Origin of the sequence: Ruegeria sp. HKCCA5426 (genome assembly GCF_013034585.1) — a bacterium.
GTDB lineage: Bacteria > Pseudomonadota > Alphaproteobacteria > Rhodobacterales > Rhodobacteraceae > Ruegeria.
In genome coordinates, this window is sequence record NZ_WQGH01000035.1 from 1 (window position 1) to 1120 (window position 1120).

Sequence of the window (1120 nt, forward strand, 5' to 3'; positions counted from 1 at the left end):
TACAGGCCGACGATGCACTAACAATCAATTTGGACCAGTCAGATGAGGCTGCTCAAGACTGCACTTCAAGTAGCACTTCATTGCTTGGTGGGCGCCAGATCGGTAATCGTATTGAGCAATTTCATTTAAGTATTGCTGCATGACATTCTGTTTTATCCATAGTCTGAGCACGCAACACACTGGCTTCCATATGCTTAAGACAGGCGACTTTTAATTCGAATTTGCTTCACGCGCAGCTTTGGCTCGAAAGTTTGCCAATTTTGACGCGTCAAATTTTGCAGCCCCGGAACCTAATTTTCCAGTGGCGCTTGGACCGTTGACCTCATCTGCGTCAGTGAACTTCCAACCATAGGCTGGGAGATCATCTCCTGCCTCTACATACTGAGCTTCAAATGAATACGTTGCTCTCATTGGAACGAACCCATCCACGAAATTCATCGTCCTCTCTGACGGCGAAATAGAAACTATCCCTGTAAGACGAACTGGCTCGTGAAAGCGTTCTGGATACCAATCTTCCGGCAATCGAACACGAATAAGCTGGTTTGGGTTCGGTGGAGGTGTATGGCTGCACATACCTCTCTCCGGAACCAAGTAAGCGACGTTTGTACCATCAGGGTCCGGTGGTGCGGGTATCGCATAACCCGCCAGCTTTACGACTTTTCCGTCAATTTCTGGATTACCAGCCGTGGCGGCTTTCTTTCGTCGCTCTGCAACGACCCATCGTTGTTCAATCAACCAATCAATGTCGATTCCAGCCTTTTGCAGCGGCGTCTCATTTTCCAGAATTTTCGCTTCAAGACTTTTGCGGACATCTTCGGAATGGGCTCCACTATCCAGTCTGAGCTTTAGTCGGACGACTTCAACAAGATTACTAAGCTGGTCAGGTGTCAGTTCTTTGAAAGGATCTACGTATTCCTGAGATTCTTCATCAATCAATTGGTTCCAGTCTAACTCAGCGATTTCTGCGGACAACGACGTTGAAATCAAAGAGGCAACACAGACTATTCTCCAAATCTTCATGACTTGTCCCTTTCAACCGTATGGACACTTGGATGTTGGTCAATTCGTCATCACCTGCCAGCTTAAGGCATTAATGGATACCTGGGCTCCAAGCGAAACG

Annotated in this window: 1 protein-coding gene; it reads right to left on the minus strand. The window is 47.3% G+C overall.

Going from position 1 to position 1120, the window contains the following annotated elements:
* Positions 1 to 210 precede the first annotated feature (210 nt).
* A complete protein-coding gene (locus tag GOV87_RS20330) occupies positions 211 to 1020 on the minus strand; it encodes a DUF3299 domain-containing protein (protein ID WP_170644398.1) in 810 nt (269 codons plus the stop codon).
* Positions 1021 to 1120 lie beyond the last annotated feature (100 nt).